This is a genomic window from Streptococcus phocae (genome assembly GCF_001302265.1).
GTDB lineage: Bacteria > Bacillota > Bacilli > Lactobacillales > Streptococcaceae > Streptococcus > Streptococcus phocae.
On sequence record NZ_LHQM01000010.1, the window covers coordinates 50,088 to 65,102 of the forward strand.

General features: G+C 40.3%; 14 protein-coding genes. 7 read left to right on the top strand and 7 right to left on the bottom strand.

The window, feature by feature from the left end; translation table 11 throughout:
• The first annotated feature begins 93 nt into the window (after nt 1-93).
• From aphA to tpiA, 3 genes are all read left to right on the top strand, one after another.
• Nucleotides 94-825 carry an acid phosphatase AphA gene (aphA, locus tag AKK44_RS02960; protein ID WP_054278451.1) on the top strand — a complete coding sequence of 244 codons (732 nt, stop codon included), beginning with the start codon at nt 94-96 and terminating at the stop codon, nt 823-825.
• Nucleotides 826-1,088: 263 nt separating this feature from the next.
• Nucleotides 1,089-2,285 carry an elongation factor Tu gene (gene tuf / locus AKK44_RS02965; RefSeq protein ID WP_037595142.1) on the top strand — a complete coding sequence of 399 codons (1,197 nt, stop codon included), beginning with the start codon at nt 1,089-1,091 and terminating at the stop codon, nt 2,283-2,285.
• A gap of 250 nt (nt 2,286-2,535) precedes the next feature.
• Nucleotides 2,536-3,294 carry a triose-phosphate isomerase gene (gene tpiA / locus AKK44_RS02970; RefSeq protein WP_054278452.1) on the top strand — a complete coding sequence of 253 codons (759 nt, stop codon included), beginning with the start codon at nt 2,536-2,538 and terminating at the stop codon, nt 3,292-3,294.
• Between the two features lie 125 nt (nt 3,295-3,419).
• On the opposite strand, the gene AKK44_RS02975 is transcribed toward tpiA, so the two are convergent.
• The 5 genes from AKK44_RS02975 to AKK44_RS02995 all read right to left on the bottom strand — a co-directional run bounded on the left by AKK44_RS02975 (nt 3,420) and on the right by AKK44_RS02995 (nt 9,408).
• A complete protein-coding gene (locus AKK44_RS02975) occupies nt 3,420-4,556 on the bottom strand; it encodes a lactate oxidase (protein WP_054278453.1) in 1,137 nt (378 codons plus the stop codon).
• A gap of 153 nt (nt 4,557-4,709) precedes the next feature.
• On the bottom strand, nt 4,710-5,942 hold the full coding sequence (locus tag AKK44_RS02980) for an aminoacyltransferase (protein ID WP_054278454.1): 1,233 nt from the start codon (nt 5,940-5,942) through the stop codon (nt 4,710-4,712).
• Nucleotides 5,942-7,156, bottom strand: coding sequence for an aminoacyltransferase (locus tag AKK44_RS02985; RefSeq protein ID WP_054278455.1), 1,215 nt, complete (start codon nt 7,154-7,156; stop codon nt 5,942-5,944). Before AKK44_RS02985 ends, AKK44_RS02980 begins: the two co-directional genes overlap by 1 nt.
• On the bottom strand, nt 7,156-7,965 hold the full coding sequence (gene yidA, locus AKK44_RS02990) for a sugar-phosphatase (RefSeq protein ID WP_054278456.1): 810 nt from the start codon (nt 7,963-7,965) through the stop codon (nt 7,156-7,158). The genes AKK44_RS02985 and yidA overlap by 1 nt, the downstream gene beginning before the upstream one ends.
• Before the next feature lie 141 nt (nt 7,966-8,106).
• The gene (locus AKK44_RS02995) at nt 8,107-9,408 is read right to left on the bottom strand and encodes an HD domain-containing protein (RefSeq protein WP_054278457.1); all 1,302 of its coding nucleotides are present in this window, start codon (nt 9,406-9,408) and stop codon (nt 8,107-8,109) included.
• Between the two features lie 80 nt (nt 9,409-9,488).
• Between AKK44_RS02995 and AKK44_RS03000 the strand changes: the two genes are divergently transcribed.
• A complete protein-coding gene (locus tag AKK44_RS03000) occupies nt 9,489-9,875 on the top strand; it encodes a DUF1934 domain-containing protein (RefSeq protein ID WP_054278458.1) in 387 nt (128 codons plus the stop codon).
• A 280-nt stretch (nt 9,876-10,155) separates the two neighbouring features.
• Nucleotides 10,156-12,837 carry a cation-translocating P-type ATPase gene (locus tag AKK44_RS03005; RefSeq protein ID WP_054278586.1) on the top strand — a complete coding sequence of 894 codons (2,682 nt, stop codon included), beginning with the start codon at nt 10,156-10,158 and terminating at the stop codon, nt 12,835-12,837.
• 117 nt (nt 12,838-12,954) lie between these two features.
• Here AKK44_RS03005 and AKK44_RS03010 read toward each other — a convergent pair whose 3' ends face one another.
• Entirely contained in the window at nt 12,955-13,329 is a 375-nt protein-coding gene (locus AKK44_RS03010; protein ID WP_054278459.1) for a hypothetical protein, read from the bottom strand.
• Between the two features lie 44 nt (nt 13,330-13,373).
• A complete protein-coding gene (locus tag AKK44_RS03015) occupies nt 13,374-13,739 on the bottom strand; it encodes a hypothetical protein (RefSeq protein WP_054278460.1) in 366 nt (121 codons plus the stop codon).
• 123 nt (nt 13,740-13,862) lie between these two features.
• Between AKK44_RS03015 and AKK44_RS03020 the strand changes: the two genes are divergently transcribed.
• Nucleotides 13,863-14,093 carry an LPXTG cell wall anchor domain-containing protein gene (locus AKK44_RS03020; RefSeq protein WP_054278461.1) on the top strand — a complete coding sequence of 77 codons (231 nt, stop codon included), beginning with the start codon at nt 13,863-13,865 and terminating at the stop codon, nt 14,091-14,093.
• Nucleotides 14,094-14,204: 111 nt separating this feature from the next.
• Entirely contained in the window at nt 14,205-14,849 is a 645-nt protein-coding gene (locus tag AKK44_RS03025; protein ID WP_054278462.1) for an HAD family hydrolase, read from the top strand.
• Nucleotides 14,850-15,015: the final 166 nt, after the last annotated feature.

Genomic DNA, 15,015 nt, shown 5'->3' on the forward strand with positions numbered 1-15,015 from the left:
GAGAGGTGTCTCAACAAAAAATAGCATCTACGATTTGAAAACGCTTTACCAAAATCAGATGCTATTATATAATGGTTTTATGGAGGTTTTAGCATGAAAAAAATATTAGCAAGTAGTCTCTTGGTAGTTGGTTTATTTGGCATGTCAACAGTAGCAGTTGAAGCAGGTGGACCAAAAGTAGCCTACACACAAGAAGGAATTACTGCTCTTTCAAATCAAGCATCGGTAACATTAATCACTGTCGAAGACATTCAAAAAAGTTTGGAAGGTCAAGAACCGATAACAGTGAGTTTTGATATTGATGATACGCTCTTGTTTAGTAGCCAATATTTTCAATACGGTAAAAACTATATGACACCAGGGTCTTCTGACTATCTTCATAAGCAAAAGTTCTGGGATTTTGTTGCTAAGCGAGGAGATAGAGACTCTATTCCTAAAGAATATGCCAAAAAGCTCATTGCCATGCACCAAAAACGTGGCGACAAGATTGTCTTTATCACAGGACGCACCAGAGGCTCAATGTACAAAAAAGGAGAAATTGATAAGACAGCTAAGACCTTAGCTAAAGATTTTTCTTTGGACAAGCCGATTGCTGTAAACTATACAGGCAGTAAAGCGATTAAACCTTATCGATATGACAAATCTTATTACATTAAGAAAAATGGCTCACGCATCCACTATGGTGATAGCGATGATGATATCCATGCTGCAAAAGAAGCTGGAGCAAGACCTGTTAGAATATTAAGAGCTCCAAATTCAACGAATTTACCACTGCCTCAAGCCGGAGGATATGGTGAAGAAGTTTTAGAAAACTCTGCTTATTAATAGGCATTTTAGAGACCATTTTAAAACAAATAGCCCACAGGTAGCCTCTTTCACTCGAGATGTGAAAGAGGCTACTCGTCTGTCTGAGAGAGTTTTATGTTGGAAAATGACAAGAACTTAGGTGTCTTCTCAAAATAAGACATCTGTCAAGAACATAAAATGCTTGCATTATCCTTAGAATTTGCTACAATAGTAAGGTAAAGTTAGACTGTATTGCCTACAGTCTATCTATAAAATATATTTTATTGGAGGCTTTTCCCAAAATGGCAAAAGAAAAATACGATCGTAGTAAACCCCACGTTAACATTGGTACAATTGGACACGTTGACCATGGTAAAACAACTTTGACAGCTGCAATTACAACAGTACTTGCTCGTCGCTTACCTACTTCAGTTAACCAACCTAAAGATTATGCTTCTATCGACGCTGCTCCAGAAGAGCGCGAACGCGGAATCACAATCAACACTGCACACGTTGAGTACGAAACTGAAACTCGTCACTATGCCCACATCGATGCCCCAGGACACGCGGACTATGTTAAAAACATGATCACTGGTGCCGCTCAAATGGACGGAGCTATCCTTGTAGTTGCATCAACTGATGGACCAATGCCACAAACTCGTGAGCACATCCTTCTTTCACGTCAGGTTGGTGTTAAACACCTTATCGTCTTCATGAACAAAGTTGACCTTGTTGACGATGAAGAATTGCTTGAACTTGTTGAAATGGAAATTCGTGACCTTCTTTCAGAATACGACTTCCCAGGTGATGACCTTCCAGTTATCCAAGGTTCAGCTCTTAAAGCTCTTGAAGGCGATGAAAAATACGAAGATATCATCATGGAATTGATGTCAACAGTTGACGAATACATCCCAGAACCAGAACGTGACACTGACAAACCATTGCTTCTTCCAGTTGAGGACGTGTTCTCAATCACAGGACGTGGTACTGTTGCTTCAGGACGTATCGACCGTGGTACTGTTCGTGTCAACGACGAAATCGAAATCGTTGGTATCAAAGAAGAAATCAAAAAAGCAGTTGTTACTGGTGTTGAAATGTTCCGTAAACAACTTGACGAAGGTCTTGCAGGAGACAACGTAGGTATCCTTCTTCGTGGTGTTCAACGTGACGAAATCGAACGTGGACAAGTTGTTGCTAAACCAGGTTCAATCAACCCACACACTAAATTTAAAGGTGAAGTATATATCCTTTCTAAAGAAGAAGGTGGACGTCACACTCCATTCTTCAACAACTATCGCCCACAATTCTACTTCCGTACTACTGACGTAACAGGTTCAATCGAACTTCCAGCAGGTACAGAAATGGTTATGCCTGGTGATAACGTGGCTATCAACGTTGAATTGATCCACCCAATCGCCGTAGAACAAGGTACTACATTCTCTATCCGTGAGGGTGGACGTACTGTTGGTTCAGGTATCGTTTCAGAAATCGAAGCTTAATTTTAATTAAGTTCCCAGAATAACAATTAAAGTCAGACAACTAAAATTGTGAAGAGTCCCCTTTAAGGGGACTCTTTTTTGATATTAAATGATAATCATCTTAGTCGTTAGGAGGTTTAGTTGATTAAAGCGTTTTCAGAAAAATGGACACTTCTTGTGAAAATATTCCTGAAATGCCGTCAATTTCTTTTAATAAGATTTAAAATGTGCTAAAATAGTAGTTGTAAATAAGAAAGAAGAGGTATGTGAAATGTCACGTAAACCAATTATTGCCGGTAACTGGAAAATGAACAAAAACCCTCAAGAAGCAAAAGCTTTTGTTGAGGCAGTAGCAAGCAAATTACCTTCAAATGATCTTGTTGATGTTGCAGTAGCAGCACCAGCAGTTGATTTGGTAACAGCTATTGAAGCTGCAAAAGGTTCAGAATTGAAAGTTGCTGCTCAAAACTGTTATTTTGAAAATTCAGGTGCCTTTACTGGAGAAACATCTCCAAAAGTTTTAGCTGAAATGGGAACAGATTATGTCGTTATTGGTCACTCAGAACGTCGTGATTACTTCCACGAAACAGACGAAGACATTAACAAAAAAGCAAAAGCAATTTTTGCAAATGGTTTAACACCAATTATTTGTTGTGGTGAGTCTCTTGAAACTTATGAAGCTGGCAAGGCTGTAGAATTTGTTGGCGCTCAAGTTTCAGCTGCTCTTGCTGGATTATCAGCTGAGCAAGTTGCATCACTTGTTTTAGCATATGAGCCAATTTGGGCTATCGGAACTGGTAAATCAGCTACTCAAGATGACGCACAAAACATGTGTAAAGCTGTTCGTGACGTTGTTGCTGCTGATTTTGGTCAAGAAGTTGCCGATAAAGTACGTGTACAATACGGTGGTTCTGTAAAACCTGAGAACGTTAATGCTTACATGGCTTGTCCAGACGTTGATGGTGCTCTTGTTGGTGGTGCTTCTCTAGAAGCAGAAAGCTTCCTTGCTTTATTAGACTTTGTGAAATAAGCTCCGTTTAACAAACTATCTTTTTTGAAACACGCTTAGCCATTGGCTAAGCGTGTTTTTTTTGTGCTTTAAAGCTATCAAAAAAGCCCCAAGCGTTGACTGCTAACGCTGAGGCTATGATATTTTTATGCTTTAGTTGCTAAGGAATCATTAATCGGATTTTGTCGAATTAATGGTGCTTGTTTGATTTCTTCGATGGTTTGAGTGCCAGCTAATTGCATGACAATTTTTAACTCTTTATTTAGGTGTTCAACAACACTTTGAGTACCTTTTGCCCCACCTAGTGCTAGTCCGTATAAAATAGGTCGGCCAATAGCAATAATGTCAGCACCGTTTGCCAATGCCTTGAAGACATGAGAACCACGACGAACACCACTATCAAAGACCACAGGGACACGTTTATTTACCTTATCAGCGATTGCTCTTAAGACATCAAAGGATGCTGGACCACCATTCAGTTGACGGCCACCATGATTTGATACCCAAATGCCCGCAGCGCCAGCTTGAATAGCTATTTCAGCGTCTTCAGGACTTTGAATGCCTTTGACAAACACAGGAAGTCCTGTGTAATCAGCTACTTTTTTGACATCTTCTGGTAAAATCACCTGGGCTGCTGCGGCATAAATCGCTGCAATGCCCTGCCCTTGGCTATCACCAGCGGCTACTTTTTCCAAATTCCCCATTGGAATCGGGAATTGGAAGTTGTTAACAATATCAGCTTCTCTATAGCCACCGAGCATAGAGTCAACAGTCATAACGATTGCCTTAACGCCAGATTTGACAGCTTCGTCCAACCAAGCTTTGTTGATGTTCCAGTCTTTACTCATGTAAAGTTGGAAGAATTGTGGTGCTCCTTGACCTGCTTGTGCAATATCAGCAATGGTAGCATTACCATAAGTGCTTTGACTCATGATGGTGCCGGCAGCAGCCATGCCTTCAGCAGTAGCTAATTCGCCTCGAGCGTGAGCTAGTCCTTGGGCAGCAGTAGGAGCTGAGATAATTGGCATTGACAGTGGAATATCCAATAATGTGGTTTCTGTTGAAGGTGACGAAACAGATGTCAAAACACGGGGAATAATTTGAACGTGATCAAACGCTTTGGTATTTTCCTGTAGTGTCCATTCGTACTCAGAGCCTTCAGTGATGTAGCCAAATCCACCAGTTGGGATAATTTCCTTGGCCTTCTCTTCTAAGCTAGGAAGGTTAAGGATTGCTAGTGATTCTTCGCGATCAGATTGTTTGTAGCCATTAGTAATTGTCATAAGAATTCTCCTTTGAAAGCAAATACAAATTAGGAAGGTTTACAAGAATATAATATTACTAATTAGTATCAATGTCAACAGAAAAGCTTCATAAAAAAAGTAACAGGTATTTAGCTTTGAATAGCTAAATACCTGTTATTGGGTAGGACTGGGCTAATAGCGACCGAGTAATTTTTTAGTTCCTTCGATGAGCTTGTATTTAAGAGGATTGGGATGGTAAGTGAAGGTGCCACAAAGGCGTTCGATATGGCCGTTGAAATTTTGCTTAAAGCCTAGAACCCCATCAGAACCATCAAAGAAGCCAGAAATTCCCAAAAGGTTGTATCTGGTTATGCCACGTTTGATGGCTTCAGTCATGATATGCTCTTGCAATACCGCAGGGGCATAAAATTTATTAAACTCGACATAAGAACCGCTAAAGAAATACACCACTTCTTGTGGAGTGAAAATAAACAGAGAGCCAGCGAGAATGACATCTTGGTCATTATACTTTTCAATAAAGGTCCTTGCTTCTTTTTTTCGGACTTCAAAGGTTTGATATTGACTTGAAAATTCTTTGAGTTGATTTTTTTTCTTTTCTGAATTTGGGTTACGAATTACGTCAGCTTCTAGCTTATCTAATTTCTGTTTCAGTTGATTTTGGTCTTTTTCCAAATTCGCATAATAATCTTTAAAGTTTAGCGTAGCGACTAAAAATGTTGCTTGTTCTTTAAAGCTATCAAATAAATATTCGTAATATTCGAGCGGTTTATCGTCATAGTTGCGACGCTCAGAGGTAGAAGCAGTTACTTTTTTGAATAAATTAAGCTCATCTCGGTTGAGAGCCTTTATCTTGATGCCAAAGGTATTGGCTTTTTTAACTAAGGCTTTTCCTTTTTTGCTAAAAGAAGCTAATAAATTTGACTCGGTAATCCCAGTTAAGTCTTTGACGTAAATCCAATCGTATTCACCAAAGCCTGACTTAGGCTTTGTGTGCTGGAAGCCTAGTTCTTTGAAGAGGTTAATCAGAGTGTCATCTGCTAAACTTTCTTGATTGCCGTGGTCATCCAAACGATCAAAGTTGGTGTAGGGTTTAACCACAAGCTCGATGGCTTTTGCTTTTTTGGCATAGGCTTTTAAAGCTGTTAAAAAAGGGGAAAGATATACTGGATTATGGTAGATGGGACCGTAGTGAATAGCACAATGTTTTCCACCAAAAACAGGTGCACTAAAAAGAAGTGCAGCAACCTGTAATTGTCCTTGATCATCTTGGTAGCCTAACAATTCTGTTTGGTAACCTCTTTTTGTTAACAACTCACTCATGCTTGATGATTGTTCAAAATAACGTCGCTCAATAGTTTGCGCAAATGCATCAAACTCTTGTTGATTCAGTGTTACAAAACCCATTAGTGTTTGTTCCTCATCTCTTTTCTTAAGTTATACATCCAAATAGCACCTTTAGATAAAATCCCTGTTGGAATATTAAATTCACCAGCAAATTCTTCAATGGTAGGATTTAATCGAGCTTTAAAATGGTATAGTCCACCATCGAGCTGATTTTCTATGCCCCCAAGGTTATGCCACCGAGACCCTCTTTCAAATGCTTCTTTAGCGGTATGATACCAAGTGAATATAGAGGCTTGGTAGGGGCTAAAGGTTTCATCCATGCCAGCGTATAAGTTCTCAGAGGTGTCACCAAACATCAAGGTTAGAGTTGCAGCGAGAGGGACATCTTCTTTGCCCTGAGAGAGTACTTCCTCTAAAAAAGCACGTTCTGTTTGAATTCGTTCAATGGTTTTTTGGTTAGTTGTCACCTTGCTTTGTCTAGTTGTGCTAGTAAAAGTACTTTGTTCAGCCAAGCTTTTGTCGAGTTGGTGACGCAGTTCTTGCAAACGGTTAGGAATGTTTAGTCTAGCCATGGTGATATAAGCGTGATTACCATAAGTAGTCATGAGCTTTTCGTAGTACTCTCTGCCCCGCAAGTGAATCTCTTTGCGATTTTCAGTTTTTTTCATCAACTCAGCAAAATCGTCTAGCAATTCAGTTGAGCCGATACAGCTGTTAACCCCTTTGTTGGTAGCTGTTCGGATGGCTTGCTTTGTTTTTTTGGATAAGTTGGCAAGGTCGAAATCCTTAGCATAGATATTGGCTTGTAGCCTTGGTTGGATGGTTTGTTCTAGCTTGGTTGTTCGGTTTGACCAGTCAACCCCTAATGATTTCAAGTAAGCAATGAGTGATAAGGTCTCTTCGTTATCGTCAACATCTTGATCAATTGAGCGTTGTTGTAGGAATAGCGAAGGGTCACACTTGACAAAGACTGCTCCTTTTGACTTGCCAAATGCCTGCAAGCTTTTAATCACAAATTGAAGCAATTCACGATCGGTGTAATCCATAATAGGACCTCGTGGGATATAAATCATCGTTCGACCAAGAGGAAGAGGCCTGATGAGACAAGCAGCAGACGCGACTTGTTCGCCATCTTGATAAAAACCAATTAGTTCTTGCTTCCAATTATCTTTGATGGATGCCCAGTCGGAGCTTTGCAAGAGGTTAGCTTGTGGATGGTTTAGGACAAAAGTGTCATGTTCTTTGGCAGAAATGCCTATCTTGTATGTATACATTAATCTAGCACCCACTCTCTTATGGCGTGCGCCACGCCACTTTCATTGTTGGATTTTGTGATGTGCTTGGCGATTTTTTTCAGAGTAGGGACACCATTTGCCATCACTACAGGACTGCCGACAACCTCAAGCATGGCTCTGTCATTTTCGGCATCTCCAATGGCCATTGTTTGGGACAGGTCTAATCCGAGCTTTTGAGCGAGGTGTTTGATAGCTTGGCCCTTGCTAACGGTTTTAGGGAGAAATTCTAAATAAAAAGGTGTTGATTTGACAATGGTGTATTTGTCGTGGAAGGATTGAGGGATGGCTGAAATAGCTTGGTCAAGCAACTCAGGCTCATCAATCATCATCATTTTCACAATTTCTTTGTCAGCCATTTCTTCTGGTGTGCGGTAAAAAATAGGCATGTTCACCAATGTTGATTCGTGAACCGTGTATTTACCGATATCACGATTGGCTGTAAAAATGCCCTCTTTAGTGATGGCGTGCATGTGAACTCCCAGTTTGCGGCTCAAAAATTCAGTTTCCAAATAATCATCGTAGGTCATTAGTTCTTTGACGATTTCTTGGCCAGTAGCCGCATCTTGGACCAAGCCTCCGTTGAAGGTGATGACAAAATCCCCTTCTTGGTTTAGTTTTAGTTCTTCTAATAATGGGGTTACCCCAGCAATTGGTCGACCTGTGGCAATAACAACATGGACGCCTTGTGCCTTGGCTTGCTGAATGGCTTGGAAGACATCGTCTGTAATGCGACGGTCGTCTGTGATTAAGGTGCCATCAATATCGATGGCAACAAGTTTGATTGACATGAAATTCTCCTTAGTGTTTTCCTCGAAGTGGTCTTAATACATTTCTATCCTACTATCTTACTAAAATTAGATTTATTTGTCATGAAATCAAGCGTATCAGGCTTTATTAAACAATTTAGTGAGGTAAGGTAATAAGAAAGTTTATTTGTGTTGTTTAAAATGCCCATTTGACAAGTAACTCAAAAATGTTTCCTTATCAGATGCAAATAGGTCATCGGGTTCTAGCATTTCTTTTGGAAAATAAAAGCGCCTGTCTCCGTAACTGGTTCCTGTGATAGCTTGGACAAGAGGTGATAGTTGAGATAACTCAGCACGGCTCCCATCTTTTTGAATGATTTCAATTTGTGTTCGTGGATTTTCCAACTCAGGTCTGTAAATGTCATAAGGAAGGTCGAAGTTGACATGGATACCTGTGTAGTAGTCAGGGTCAAAGCCGACCGACTCCACTAGTTTTCTGAGCTGATTTAACTGTTCTTTGCTGTCAGAGTCAAAGGTGACAGATTTCAATATTTTGCGATTGATAAAACGGCTAGCCAAATCTGATAAGATGGCATCTTCGCTTGTCATCCATTGTTGAAAGTAGCTATTTAAGACACCGTCATCTAGGGCTAAGTAATCATTGAGCTCCGCTGTTTGTTCAAAAAAAGGAATGAGCCCAGGAGCTGTTTTTTGGAAATAGCCCTGAGAAGTGGCGTAGCATGTTTTGGCTCTTTTTAGCAAATTCTGCAAAATTAATTCAACACCGCGACTAGCTGGGTGAAAATACACTTGCATGTACATTTGAAAACGGCTGACGATATAGTCTTCGACAGCATGCATGCCGCTTTGATCAAAAACGATGCCGTTTTCGACGGGACGAATAACTCGCAAAATACGCATTAAATCAAACTGACCGTAGCTAGCAGCAGAAAAGTAAGAATCTCGAAGCAAATAGTCCATACGGTCACAATCAATTTGGCTAGAGATTAATTGAACCACCTGCTTGTTAGGATAGGTATGGTTGATGACGCTAGCTACCTTGTCAGGAAAATCCGGAGCATAGCGTGTTAACAGGGCATTGATTTCTGTTTCAGTATTGGTGATAATGTCTTGTGTGAAAGCTTCATGATCAGTTTGAAACAAGGTCTCAAAGGTATGCGAATAAGCCCCATGACCAATGTCATGAAGCAAGGCTGCCACCATAGTGATCAAACTTTCTTTTTTGTCCCAGATTGTTGGGTAGTTTTTTTCAAAAATTTCGGTAACGCGACGTGCAATTTCATAAACACCAAGGCAATGCGAAAAACGACTATGTTCTGCTCCGTGAAAGGTAAAAGCAGTGGTTGGGACTTGCTTGATTCGGCGGAGACGCTGAAATTCTTTGGTGTTGATGAGGTCATAAATCAATTGATGATTGACGTGGATATAATTGTGAACGGGGTCACGAAATACTTTTTCATTCATGCTTATATTATACCAAAAATTGCGAAAATACGCGCAACTTGATAGAATAGAGAAATCAGAGACAATAAGAAAGAGATATTATGAAAATTACTATTAATAACCGTATTCGTTTTGGGGAAGACACTGAGTTAATCTCAGAAACGCATGACTGCAACATGAAGCAAAAAGGCGACTTTGTTTACCTCATGTATCAGAATGGCGATGCTGAAAAAGTTGTGATTAAGTTCAATCACACTGAAATGACCATGAGTCGTTTTTCAAATCCTCAATCAATCATGAAATTCTTCGCAGGGAAGAAGGCCTTGATTGCCCTGCCTACTCCCATGGGAATCCAGCAATTTTTAACCGATACGCAGTTTTATAGCTACCAAGAAAAGCAACAGACACTTGAGCTTTGCTACGCTTTATTGCAGGCAAATACAGAGGCTGTTTTTGCGACCTATGAGCTAAAAATCACATGGTCTTAGCAAGATTAGTTAAAGTTGCTTGGGATGATCACGTTTTTTGAGAACACCTTAAATGAAAACGGCGAGGATTTTCTTAATACCTGGCGGCTTTTTCTTGTATTTTCATACTAATTTTAATATAATAGTGATATATCAAGGGAGTAGCAGACGGTTAGCCGTGATTGTGTCGTCAGTACGGAATTTCGATTTCCGGTACAATCTGAAACAGCGAGACTTGTTTAAGAAAATAAACAGGTCTTTTTATATGATGTCATCTAAAAAGACCATGGAGGGTACCAATTTGTTGAAAGAACAAAAACAAGAAGCCTTTTACACACAAGGTGGAGAAACAGTACTAGCTCAGCTAGAGTCAAGTCAAGGGGGTCTATCAAGTGAGCAGGCCCAAGAACGTTTAGAAACGTTTGGAAGAAACGAGCTTGATGAGGGCGAAAAACGTAGTTTAGTCATGAAATTCCTTGACCAGTTTAAGGATTTGATGATTATCATTTTGATAGCAGCAGCAGCACTTTCTGTCGTCACAGAAGGTACAAAAGGACTGACGGATGCCATCATCATTTTGGCAGTTGTGGTGTTAAATGCGGCCTTTGGTGTTTATCAAGAAGGTCAAGCAGAGGCGGCAATTGACGCCTTGAAGTCTATGTCAAGTCCTTTAGCCCGCATACGCCGAGATGGTCATGTGATTGAAGTGGACTCAAAAGAGTTGGTCCCTGGGGACATTGTCTTGCTTGAAGCGGGTGATGTTGTGCCAGCAGATTTGCGATTGTTAGAGGTTAATTCTCTAAAAATCGAAGAGGCTGCCTTAACTGGGGAGTCGGTTCCTGTGGAAAAAGACCTTGCAGTAACGGTGCCAAGTGATGCTGGGATTGGTGACCGTGTCAACATGGCTTATCAAAACTCAAACGTTACTTATGGACGTGGTGTAGGTGTTGTTACCAATACTGGTATGTATACAGAAGTTGGTCACATTGCAGGCATGTTAGCAAATGCTGATGAAACAGATACCCCATTGAAGCAAAATCTAGATAGCCTATCAAAAATCTTGACTTATGCCATCTTAGTGATTGCAGCAGTCACGTTTGCTGTTGGTGTTTTCTTACGTGGACAAGAGCCTTTAGAGGGATTGATGACCTCTGTAGCCTTGGCTGTTGCGGCTATTCCTGAAGGGCTACCTGCAATTGTCACAGTAGTCTTGTCCCTAGGGACTCAGGTGTTGGCTAAACGTAACGCCATTATCCGAAAACTACCAGCTGTGGAAACCCTTGGTTCAACAGAAATCATTGCATCAGATAAAACTGGTACCTTGACCATGAACCAAATGACAGTGGAAAAAATCTATACGAATGGTGTTTTACAAGAAGCTTCTGATGCGATGACATCAGATAATAGCACGCTTCGTGTCATGACCTTTGCAAACGATACAAAAATTGACCAAACAGGTAAACTCATTGGAGACCCTACCGAAACAGCTCTGATTCAATATGGCTTTAACCAAAACTTTGATGTTCGTGAAGTCTTAACGACCGAACCGCGTGTGGCAGAACTGCCATTTGACTCAGACAGAAAACGCATGTCAACAATTCATGAACAAGCTGACGGCAGTTACTTTGTAGCAGTTAAGGGAGCACCCGACCAATTGTTGCAACGCCTCGCCTATATTGAAGAAAATGGACAAATTCGCGCCATTACCGATGCTGACAAACAAGTGATTTTAGACATGAATAAGTCCTTGGCAAAACAAGCTTTGCGTGTCTTGATGATGGCTTATAAACAATCAGATGTCTTGCCAGAGTTGGAAACAGAGCTGGTTGAGTCAGATCTTGTCTTTTCAGGTTTGGTTGGGATGATTGACCCAGAGCGACCTGAAGCAGCACAAGCTGTTAAAGTTGCTAGAGAAGCTGGCATTCGCCCAATCATGATTACTGGGGATCACCAAGATACTGCTGAAGCAATTGCTAAGCGTCTTGGCATTATTGAAGACGATGGTTTAGATCACGTTTTTACAGGTGCAGAGCTTAATGAGATTTCTGACGAAGATTTCCAAAAAGTTTTCACACAGTATTCTGTCTATGCGCGTGTTTCTCCTGAGCACAAGGTTCGTATTGTTAAAGCTTGGCAAAAAGAAGGCAAGGTTGTTGCCATGACTGGTGACGGTGTCAACGATGCCCCATCGCTCAAAACAGCAGATATTGGTATAGGTATGGGAATCACAGGGACAGAGGTTTCAAAAGGAGCTTCAGACATGGTTCTTGCCGATGATAACTTTGCAACGATTATTGTTGCTGTTGAGGAAGGGCGTAAGGTCTTCTCAAATATTCAAAAAACCATCCAGTATCTCTTGTCTGCCAATATGGCAGAGGTCTTAACGATTTTCTTAGCCACTTTATTTGGCTGGGATGTGCTTCAGCCAGTTCACTTGCTTTGGATTAACTTGGTGACAGATACCCTACCAGCTATTGCGCTTGGAGTTGAGCCAGCTGAGCCGGGAGTCATGACGCACAAACCTCGAGGACGCAAATCAAGCTTCTTTGATGGTGGTGTTAAAGAAGCCATTCTTTACCAAGGAGCCTTTCAGACACTGCTGGTACTAGGTGTTTATGGATTTGCTCTAATGTTCCCAGAACATGCGACTTACCGTGAGGTGCATGCGGATGCATTGACCATGGCTTATGTCACACTTGGTCTTATCCAATTGGTACATGCCTATAACGTTAAATCTGTTTATCAGTCTATCTTTACCGTTGGGCTATTTAAAAATAAACTCTTTAACTACTCCATTCCTGTAGCCTTTATCGCCTTGATGGCGACGGTGGTTGTTCCAGGTTTCAATAAGTTCTTCCACGTGGCTCATTTGAGTCTAACCCAGTGGTTAGTTGTTATCACAGGAAGCCTTTTGATGGTAGTATTTGTAGAAATCGTTAAAGCCATTCAACGCTCTCTTGGTCAAGATGAAAAAGCCATTTAACAAGGTTAGAATTAGTATCAAAAACATTGGACAATAGAGACAAAAACTGACTAAGGAATTCCTTAGTCAGTTTTTGCATGTTGAAAATAATTACTTAAAAGTTTTTTACCATAAGATTTATAGCTTTTTAAACCGATAGCGCGGTATGAAGAAATTAGGGAAGTTAAGAACACAAGCTATCCAAGAAATGTAGGATGAAAAAGGACTAGTTAGAGTGTCACCAAGTAGCAAAATGATAATGACAAAAAATGATGTCACAGCATAAATGCTATGCCAACGGTTATGAAGGATAAGGATGGAATCATTTTTTTCGACCCAGATATAGGGATAGGCAATAGCATTACAGGATAGTTTAACTTTTTCATCGTTAGGCAATTCAATCTCTGAAACTTGATGGTAAGCAATGGAAGTAGTTCGTTGGCGATTGAGATAAATAGTGGCACCATCTGAGAAGGTAAAAAGGGATGATTGATTTTTGACAAGAATCGTCATAAGACACCTTCCTTTTAGTCGGTAACTGATTTGAAAAATCTGGTTTATAAGGTCACCCACTTAAATTTTGGGATAAAAAAGCTACACAAAATACTCGCAAATCCAAATACCGTTAGAAAATAAAGGAGCTGCGAATCGAAACTTAGCAATAGTTGACTGACAATGATTAGCGTAACCCCACCCCAAAAAAGCAGTAAATGTAGTGGATTATCTGTGATAACCAAGTTTTGGTCATTTGTGACAGGTTTTTTAGCTTGTCTACTATGTTTTATTGACAAAAAAGTCTCTTCTTCAAGGAGATCAACCGTGATGTTTTCTTTATTGTATAAGGAAACTTTTTGGTAGTCTCCAATAAAAACAGTCACAGGAGCACCAATTTTTGAAAAACGTGTTTTTCTTTCTAATTTCACAGCATTTCCTCCATAACTATCTGTTACTACAATCTATTTTAGCAAAATAAAAATAAAAAGGCGATTGCTGATGCGAAATGTTTTAAGTGAGCTACTCTAAAAGCCAAAGAACACGCAGCTATTATGGCACTAGGTGTTCAACCAATCCCAATGACTAACAGTAACGGTCAGTTGACAGGTTATGTAGCAGGAAAGACCCAAGAAGCTCTGACACAAAATTCTAATCATCTACAAGCTAACTCTAAAGGAGAAGATCTTCCAACAACAGGAGAAACAGCAAGTATCTTGGACTATATGGGAGTGATCATGTTTTCTTCATTAGGTATTTTCTTTAAGAAAAAATCTAACGGATAAGTGATCAAGTCTAACTGTTTGGCTTCCAGTACCTTAGATCTTGCTTTCCTCTTTTTGTCAGGACTCCTATTTTTACAAACTTGTGGTAAACTGGTAACAAGGAGGATTCTAATGATAAAAGGAATTATTTTTGATATGGATGGGGTTTTATTTGACAGCGAACCTTTTTACCTGCAGAGACGCCATGATTTTTTCACTTCACAGGGAATCTCAATCGATCATTTAGCACCAAAAGATTTTATAGGGGGCAATTTACAACACATTTGGAAACGTTTGTTCGATGGAACAAACACCATCCAAAGAGAAGAAGAATTATCGGCTGCCTATGCGGCTTATAAAAGTGCCAACAAGCTGCCTTATGCTGACTTGCTATTTCCAGAAGTTCTTGCTTGTTTGTCTACGCTTAAACAAAAAGGTCTTCAGCTAGCAGTAGCATCCAACTCTAGTCGAGAAGATGTTGAGCACGCCCTTGAAAGTTGTCATCTCAAGAGTTACTTTAGTGTTGTTTTAGGACGTGAGGATGTCCCAAACGGCAAACCAGCTCCTGATATTTATCAAGCAGCAGCGCGTGCTTTGGGTTATGCAAACGAAGAGCTCTTAGTCGTTGAAGACAGCCAAAAAGGCATTGCCGCTGCTAAGGCGGCAGGACTTACTGTCGTGGCTATTACTGATTATCGCTATGACATTGACCAAAGCCAAGCTGATAAACAGATAGACCATCTGGGACAACTTGCTCCTATTCTTGCACAAGATTAAGAAAAAATAATCCACAAGAAAACCCTTTATAAAGCTATGCTAGCCTCTAACATTAGCTGAGGCTGGCATTTTTTTGCGCAAAAAAGAATGCGTTTTCATGTTTTTGCTGGCATTTTTTGTGCATAAAATTTACAATAAAATAGTAGTTTTGTCGGAGAAACACGGT